General features: G+C 69.1%; 1 pseudogene. It reads right to left on the bottom strand.

Features of this window, described 5'->3' with window-relative positions:
• A pseudogene (locus BZY54_RS53905) lies at nt 1-236 on the bottom strand (hypothetical protein); the annotation flags it as partial.

Below are 236 nucleotides of genomic sequence, written 5' to 3'. Positions count from 1 at the left end.
CGTTCGCGACGAAGAACTCCGGGACCTCGGGGTAGCGCAACTCCTCGGGGAGCGGTTCGCGATCGGTCCAGGAGAAGAACTCACGGGCGAACACCGCCCGATCCTTGCGTCCGTAGATGAACAGGTCGCCCGCCGTGAGCGGGCTGCGGATGCACCAGTGCGGGCCGTGCTCGGCCCAGTAGGCGCGATCGCTCACCAGCACGGACTGCCGGTCCCAGGCCGCGAAGGTGCGCTCC

Origin of the sequence: Streptomyces carpinensis, from assembly GCF_002154505.1 — a bacterium.
GTDB classification, from domain to species: domain Bacteria; phylum Actinomycetota; class Actinomycetes; order Streptomycetales; family Streptomycetaceae; genus Streptomyces; species Streptomyces carpinensis.
This window is presented reverse-complemented; position numbering and strand designations above follow the sequence as displayed.